Source organism: Pseudomonadota bacterium, assembly GCA_034660915.1.
Lineage (GTDB): Bacteria > Desulfobacterota > Anaeroferrophillalia > Anaeroferrophillales > Anaeroferrophillaceae > DQWO01.
The window spans coordinates 1-7,747 of record JAYEKE010000219.1 but is presented as its reverse complement, the minus strand read 5'-3'; the positions used below and the strand labels follow the sequence as shown (position 1 = coordinate 7,747).

Annotated in this window: 6 protein-coding genes; 4 read left to right on the top strand and 2 right to left on the bottom strand. The window is 48.6% G+C overall.

Annotated elements, in window-relative coordinates:
* Both U9P07_12095 and U9P07_12090 read right to left on the bottom strand, forming a co-directional pair.
* The coding region (locus U9P07_12095) for a DUF6569 family protein (GenBank protein MEA2110145.1) at positions 1-878 on the bottom strand (878 nt) is incomplete at its 3' end.
* Positions 879-973: 95 nt separating this feature from the next.
* A complete protein-coding gene (locus U9P07_12090; protein MEA2110144.1) occupies positions 974-1,945 on the bottom strand; it encodes a YafY family protein in 972 nt (323 codons plus the stop codon).
* A 220-nt stretch (positions 1,946-2,165) separates the two neighbouring features.
* On the opposite strand from U9P07_12090, the gene U9P07_12085 reads away from it, so the two are divergent.
* The 4 genes from U9P07_12085 to U9P07_12070 all read left to right on the top strand — a co-directional run.
* Entirely contained in the window at positions 2,166-4,121 is a 1,956-nt protein-coding gene (locus U9P07_12085) for a sigma 54-interacting transcriptional regulator (GenBank protein MEA2110143.1), read from the top strand.
* Between the two features lie 415 nt (positions 4,122-4,536).
* On the top strand, positions 4,537-4,935 hold the full coding sequence (locus tag U9P07_12080) for a hypothetical protein (GenBank protein MEA2110142.1): 399 nt from the start codon (positions 4,537-4,539) through the stop codon (positions 4,933-4,935).
* A 221-nt stretch (positions 4,936-5,156) separates the two neighbouring features.
* Positions 5,157-6,143 (top strand): TAXI family TRAP transporter solute-binding subunit, encoded by a 987-nt coding sequence (locus U9P07_12075; protein ID MEA2110141.1) that lies wholly within the window; start codon positions 5,157-5,159, stop codon positions 6,141-6,143.
* The coding region (locus tag U9P07_12070; protein ID MEA2110140.1) for a TRAP transporter fused permease subunit at positions 6,143-7,747 on the top strand (1,605 nt) is incomplete at its 3' end. The genes U9P07_12075 and U9P07_12070, both read left to right, overlap by 1 nt.

Here is a 7,747-nt window from a genome sequence, read left to right as displayed (position 1 = left end):
GCGCCGCCGGTGATATTATTGCCCTGAAGGCGGATATCCCGGCCTTCGCCGACGGCCGGGAAGCGGCTGATAACCGCAGTGGCGCAGTCATCCAGAAGCTTTTGGGCCACGGTGATGTCGGCGGTTTTGTCCGTCGTTGATTTTTCATCCAGGTTGTCGATGGCGTCCAGGGCATAGCTTTGTATCAGGCTGGGCAGCATGGTTTTTAAGGGTTTGCGGCTGTCAAAAAGATCCAGGCCGACAGCTTTGCCGTTGATGGCAAAAAGCGCCCCGGTCTGGTTGTCAACAGATGTGAACGCCTGCTGGTAATTTCCCAGGCTTTCCCGGTTGCTTTCATACATGGCGCCCGCAGCCCTGGTTGGTGAACTGGCTTTCATCCGGCAGAACTTTGCCTCAATATCTTCCCATATTTCTCCCTGGTCGGTCCGCCGGGAGCCGGAGCAGTTCATGGATTCCGTAACCCGGTTGGCCTTGCGGGCCCGGCCGGTGGCGTAATGAGTTCTTCTGGCGGCCGAAAACATTGTTGAATCGGCCCGCCAGCGACCGGATTCAACGCAGGAAACCGGGATGATGACGGTGCTTTTGGCCGCCACCAGGATAGTCAGGTTGATGATCCGGTTCTGTTTGGCGCCCACCAGTTCTTCACCGTCGAGCAGCAGTACCGGCCGATCGGCGTCGTTGATGAATTTCAGCTCCGGGACGCTGCCGCCTGCCGAAATTTCCGTAACTCTGGCCGTAGCGGCTTCCAGGGCTTCCTCCAGCAGCAGATAATCTGCTTCATGGGGATTTTCCTCCACCAGAGGAAACATGGTCAGGTTTTTGAACTGCTGAGTTGCTTTAAGTGAAATTTTTTCAAGGCGTTGGGCGATGACAGTCATGATATCCTCCTTTTTTTGCGGTCAGTTGTCCATTTTCTTTTCTGGAGGACCATTATAACCGGGGCAGTGGCTCATGGGATGAGACTGTCAAAGTATTATTGGTAATTTTTTAAGGTTAATTTCAGTCTTTCCCGCAATTTTTCCCGCAAACTTTCCGGTTTCAGCACTTCCACCTCGGGGCCGTAGCGCATGATGTCCATCAGCAGTTCCGTGTCGTGGGAGTAGGGGAGGCAGAGAATGTAGCGGCCTTCTTCGTCGATGGAACCCTGCTGGTCCGGATGCCATTCTTCCCGGGAAACCCAGCGGGCGCATTCGGGGGAAAAACGTAAAACCGCGTCGGTGGTCCGGCAGCCGGCAAAAATTCCGTAGGTGGTGGTGAACTCCTGGTTGAGCAGTTCTTCCTCAACCTCTCTGGCCTGCTCAGGCAATGATTTGATTTCGTTAATGGCATCAACGGCAAAACAACGCAGATCATCGCGAAGATGGCACCAGGCATCCAGGTACCAGTTGTCGCGGTAGTAAACCAGCCGCTGGGGGGAGATGGCGCGGCTGAGTTTCTGATCGGTTCCCCGGTTGTAATGATGGATTTGCAGCCGGCGGCGGTTCAGCAGGGCGGTCATGATTACCGGGAAATGATTTTTTGGTACCGGCCGGGCGGCCAGGTGGGTAACCTTGATGCGTTTTGCCACCTCGCCGGTGGGGTGGCCGCCGCTGTCAAGCAGGCCGCGAATGCGTTTTTTCAGTGGCTCCAGGTGGGTTTCGAGCAGACCGGGCTGGAGATTGCTGAGCAAAGATTCCATGCTCAGCAGGGCATGAAGCTCAGATTCGTTAAACCAGAGGCCGGGAAGAACGTACTGGGGCAGGCCTTCCTTTAGCATGCCGTAACGGTAGCCGCCCATGGCACGGTCCCAGATGATCGGGGCGTTGAGCCGGTCACGCAGGTATTCGATATCCCGCATGACGGTAGAGCGGGAAACTTCCAGCTCATCCATGAACCGGCGCAGGGGTACGGATTTTCTTTCTTTAAGGAGTTTGTCAATTTTGTAGAAACGCTCGGTGCGATTCATGCCATGACTCCTTCCGGCTGAAATTCAATGTACTATAACATTATTTTATCGTAATATCCAGATGTATTGCCGGGAAATTTGTCGGCGTGGAACTGCTGCTTTGCTCCGTGACTGCCAGAGACATTTTGTGGTTTTTGCCAAAAAATCTGCTTAAAGCGGGGTATTTTATTGACATCCAGGTCAACAAATATTACCAAGCAGGCAAGGAGTGTCTGGAACAATGAAAATTACTATCGGTTTTATTTATTCTTTCTCCACCCAGGTTGAAATGGCCAGGGAAGTCATCAATGAATTTGATGAAAAACCAGAACTTGTTTTTGGTTATGGCATTCTTGATGATGCCATTCCGGTAGCCAGGCAAATGGTTGCCAATGGCGCCGAGTCCATCATTGCCATGGGCGGGACGGCCAAGATTCTTGAGGAACAGGTTTCCGTGCCGATTATTCCCATCCGCGTTGGCATTCTTGATATTATTAAAGCGGTGGAGATCGCCCGTAATTTTTCTTCCCAATTGGCTATTACCAGCGAAATTCCGGTCAAAGGCATCGATTTAATTGAAAGCCTTTACCAGGTCAGCGTCAAGCAGATTATTTTTACGGATAAAAATGATTTTCTCTATGGTTTGACGAAGGCGGTGCATGACGGCTGTCAGGTAATTATCGGCAAAAGCAAGCTGGCGGTGGAGCTGGCGGAGGAATATGGGGCAAAGGGGGTTCTGGTTACTTATGATCAGGATATCCTGCGGGAAGCTTTAAGTGAGGCCCTGCGCCTGGCCGTTCTCAGTCGTCGTGAAAAAGAACAGTATATTCTCCTGGAAACCATTTTCGACAATCTTTCCGAGGGTATCATTGTCATCGACAAGAACGCGGTTATTACCCGTTTCAACCTGGCGGCGTCCCAGATTCTCAAGAGGTTACCACGGGAAATGATTGGTTCGCGAGTGTCAGAACACTTTCCTGAATTGGAAATGACTGCAATCCTGAACGGCAGAAAAACTATTGAAAATGAGTTGATTGTTATTGGTGATCTGCAGATTCTGGTTGATAATGTGCCAATCATCCTCGATGGTAAAATAATTGGCGTAGCCAGTACTTTTCGCCGGGCTTCCGAAATTCAGAAAATGGACAGTAAAATCCGGAAAGCTTTGCGGAAGGGCGGCTTTAGAACCCAATATACCATTAACCATCTGGTCAGCAACAGTCAGAAAGTCAAGGATATCATTGAGGCAGCCCGGAAATATGCCCAGGTTGACCTGACGATTTTATTGATTGGCGAAACCGGAACCGGCAAGGAGGTGCTTGCCCAGTCAATTCATAACCTCAGCCCCAGGCGTAAAGGCCCTTATGTAGCCATTAACTGCAGTGTGCTGCCGGAAAATCTGCTGGAAAGCGAACTTTTTGGTTTTGAAGAGGGGGCTTTTACCGGGGCGCGCAAGGGAGGAAAACCGGGACTTTTTGAGCTGGCCCAAAACGGCACTATCCTGCTGGATGAAATTAATACCATTCCCTTGAATCTGCAGGCGAAACTGTTGCGGGTTTTGCAGGAAAGGGAAGTCATGCGGATTGGCGGTGCTCAGATTATTCCGATCGATGTCAAGATTGTTGCGGCTGCCAATCAGAATATTTTCCAGGACCTGCAAGAGCAGCGGTTTCGCCCGGATCTCTATTACCGCCTCAACCAACTTTGTATTACCTTGCCCCGTCTTCAGGACCGCCAGGAGGATATACCGGAGCTGGCACAGGTGATTTTTAAGGAAATGCAGCAAAAATTCGGCAAAAAACCGTTTTTGCTGCCTGAAACATGCCTGCAACGTTTTACCGAACTTTCCTGGCCCGGCAATATCAGGGAGATGCAAAACCTGTTGGGTCGGCTGGCCCTGTTGTGTGAAGGCAGTGATGATGTGTTGAAATTCATCAATAAAATCATTGCTGAAGAAGAACGTTATGGCAATGGGGTTGAGTATGATTCCCGAAAATCATTCGCTGTTGAATCGGAAAGTATATCTGCTGATATTCTTGCCGGAAATGTAACGTTGAAGGAGATGGAGAAAAACGTTATCCAGAAGACCCTTGAAACCTGTGACCACAATATCAGTAATACTGCCAGAGCTCTGGCAGTCAGCCGTACCACTCTTTATCGCAAAATGAAAAATTTGCAGGTGTCCGACAAAAAATAGATATTGTAACAAAGTATGTTCTATAATGTGACACCATGTATTGTTTCTAAACATAAAAACCTTCCCTAAAACAATTTTCCTTGTCATTCCTCCCTCTTGCTAAAAATAAATTCTTGCTGAAATGGTGGCTTTGCTGAAAATCCACCGGCTTCGTTATACTGTAACCTTCAGTATTGCCGTGTAGTGTAAGTACGCTTCATATTTGAGGTTTTAAGTGCCGGTAATACGAAGATCTTACTGTGCCATCAATTTTATGCTTTGTTACGGAGCCGTAAAAGAGAAATATTTGTCCGGATCATTTAAGGCAATCACTGCTATTCGATAAAACAGGGATGAATATGGTATGACGATTGCATTTAACGCATTATTAAGGTCAACCTATCTGTACTTTAACTTTAATTGAAGGAGGGGAAAGATGAGAAAAAAAACCTTATGGCTGCTGATCATGATGTTTCTTGCCATGGTAACGGTTGCTGGCGGCGGTAACCAGGCAACAGCCGCGGAAAACAACAACATTGAAGCCATCAATTTTGATCTGTGTCCTTCGGTGGAAATTACCAAAGTCAGTTATTACATGAAAGATTATAAAGGGGCTCCTCGACTCCATTTTGATGTCACTATCAAGAATGTTTCGGCGAAGGCCAAACGTTTCCGTCTGGCAATCTTTCTTCCTGACGGGACTGCCGGTGGTGGTTTCTATCCCCGCAAAGGTAAACCACCGGTGATTAAACCAGGGGCTGAACTCACCAGGACTTTTCCCATGTACTTTCACCAGTTTCCATCCGCTTATACCATCCGGGTACAGGAACTTTAGTAACTTACAGGTTATTTTCTTGTTTGAAAAACAAGAAAATGTTCTGATAAGGCTACTTACTTGCGGGCAACGCTCGCGTTAATGGCTTCGTGAAAATGCCATCTTTTTTGTTCCGTTGCAGCCTTCGTTGTTGCCGTATACTGTAAGAACATCTTTAAATACTGCAACTTCGAGAAAAGTCCAGTGACCGAAAACTATTTTAGCATATAAGGAGTTTGACCATGAAGACTATGCAAAAGATTATGACCTTACTGCTCATTGCCTGTTGTTTCTCTCTGTTTGTCGGGCAGCCAAAAACGGCGGATGCCCGGATGAAATTTCTCTCATTCGGGACCGGCAGCCCGGCCGGAACCTATTACTTTCTTGGCGCCGGCTTTGCCAGCATGATCAATAAACGGCTGCCGGGGATAAGGGTAACTGCTGAATCAACCGCTGCCTCCCTTGAAAACGCGACCCTGATCAGTCGCGGCAAAATGGATATGGGCCTGGCGGCCATGGGGACCCTGGCCAAACTCAAGGCGAGGGGGGTTGATGTTTCGAAGCTCAGGCTTATAGCCGTTGGCCATACCAGTGATACCCACTGGATTGTCCGCAAGGATTCAGCCATACAATCAATCAGCGACTTCAAAGGCAAACGAATCGGCGTGGGTCCGGCCGGCAGTGCCACGTTAAGTCTTTTTTCCAAGGAAGCCCTGGACAAAGGTTGGGGGCTTACTTTCGATGATTTCAGTCCAAAATATATATCATTTTCCGAGATTATCACCGGTATTCGTGACAACACCATCGATGCCGGTAATATCTCCGCCGGTACCCCGGTGGCCGCAATCATGCAACTTGCCAATGATATCCCCATCCGCTTGATCAGTATTTCCCCGGAAAGTTACAAGCAGCTCCATCAGGGCAACCCGATTTTCCAGCCGAAAACCATCAAAGCCGGTGCCTATAAAGGTATCGATGCGGATGTCAATACCTACTGTCTACCGCAGATGTGGCTTTGCAGTGCTTCGATGCCGGAAGAGCTGGTCTATAAAATTGTCAAAATAATTTATGACAATGATGAGGATCGAAATGCCATCCATCCAATGGCCAAAATGTATACGTTAAAGAACGCTTTCTTTGGTTATAAAGCAGTGCCCACCAGCTTCCATCCCGGAGCGATTAAATATTACCAGGAAAAAGGGGTTTGGGACAAAAGGGATAACCAGTAATGAGCAAGAGCAAGCAGGCGGCATCGGTGACCGTTGAACAAAAAAATAAATGGCATATCCTTACGGTTATAACCCGCTGGCTGGCCATTAGTCTGAGCGCTTTCCAGTTATATACCGGAATTTTTCAGTTGTCGGCCATGAACCAGCGGGTACCGCATGTTTGCATCGGTGTAGTTTTAATTTTTTTAATCTATCCCTTTCGTAAGGCCGGTCGGCGCCAACAGGCTGGTGTGCCATCTTTACTGATGGCGACAACTGTGGTGCTGATCGGTGCTTATGTTCTTTTAAACTGGTTTCATAAAGTAGGGGTAGCTGGTCAAGCGCTGCCATTGAATGAACTTATCATGGGTGCTGTGCTGATTGTCCTGTTGATTGAAGCCGCTCGACGAGCGGTTGGCTGGGCTTTCCCCCTGGTAGCCATCGGTATCCTGATATACGCCCATTTTGGTGAAATTTTGCCGGATATTATTGCCCACAAGAATTATGCCTGGGAGCGTATCATTGGCAGTATGTTCATTACCACCGATGGTATTTTTGGCATGCTTGCCGGTATTTCCGCCACTTTTATCTACCTTTTCATTCTTTTCGGTGCTTTGCTGCGTGCCGCCGGTGGTGGTGATTTTTTTATTGATCTGGCTTATGGATTGTTCGGTCATGTACGTGGCGGACCGGCCAAAGTGGCGGTGGTAGCCAGTTCCCTGTTTGGGATGTTGTCTGGAAGTGGGACGGCGAATGTCGCCGGGACCGGTCAGATTACTATTCCCCTGATGAAAAAAACCGGTTACTCGCCAACTTTTGCCGGTGCGGTGGAAACGGTAGCCAGTGCCGGGGGGCTATTAATGCCGCCGATCATGGGCAGCGCCGTTTTCATTATTATGCAAAATCTGGGAGCCAGTTATTTTACCATTATTAAGGCTGCCAGTCTGACGGCGGTACTTTATTATCTGGGACTTTTCATTATGATTGATCTGGAAGCCCAGAAAATCGGCTTGAAAGGAATTCCCAAAGAAGAAATCACTCCTTTGAAAAAGACTTTTAAGGAAGGTTGGCATTTTTTGATTCCCGTTGCGGTTCTCATCTATTTCATTGTTTTTGCCAAGGTTTCAGTAACCAGGGCGGCATTCTGGTCCTGTATCAGTATTCCGTTGATTACCCTTATCCGCCCCGGCAAGCGAATGACCGTGAAACAGATATTAAAAGGCATGGAAGACGGGGCGTATACCGCTTTGCCGGTTATTGTCATCCTGGCTCTGGCTGGTATCGTTGTCGGCATGGTTACTTTGACCGGCCTTGGTTTGATGATGTCTTCGGTCCTCATTGAACTGGCCCACGGCAACCTGTTTTTTCTATTGTTTCTGACCATGATTGCTTCGATTATTCTGGGTATGGGGGTGCCGCCGGTTGCCGCCTATATTCTTCTGGCAATTTTGGTGGTTCCGGCTCTGGTTAGAATGGGAGTTTATCCTCTGGCGGCCCATTTATTTGTTTTTTATTTTTCCATTGTTGCCGGCATTACTCCCCCCATGGCTCCGGATGCCTTTATCGCTGCCGGTATTTCCGGCGCTCCGATGATGAAAACCGCTTTTACGGCTTGTCGCCTGGCG

What these genes read in the sequence shown, in the direction of transcription:
- U9P07_12090 (MEA2110144.1), bottom strand. Translation starts at nt 1,945, where the DNA reads ATGAATCGCACCGAGCGTTTCTACAAAATTGACAAACTCCTTAAAGAA.
- U9P07_12085 (MEA2110143.1), top strand. Translation starts at nt 2,166, where the DNA reads ATGAAAATTACTATCGGTTTTATTTATTCTTTCTCCACCCAGGTTGAA.
- U9P07_12080 (MEA2110142.1), top strand. Translation starts at nt 4,537, where the DNA reads ATGAGAAAAAAAACCTTATGGCTGCTGATCATGATGTTTCTTGCCATG.
- U9P07_12075 (MEA2110141.1), top strand. Translation starts at nt 5,157, where the DNA reads ATGAAGACTATGCAAAAGATTATGACCTTACTGCTCATTGCCTGTTGT.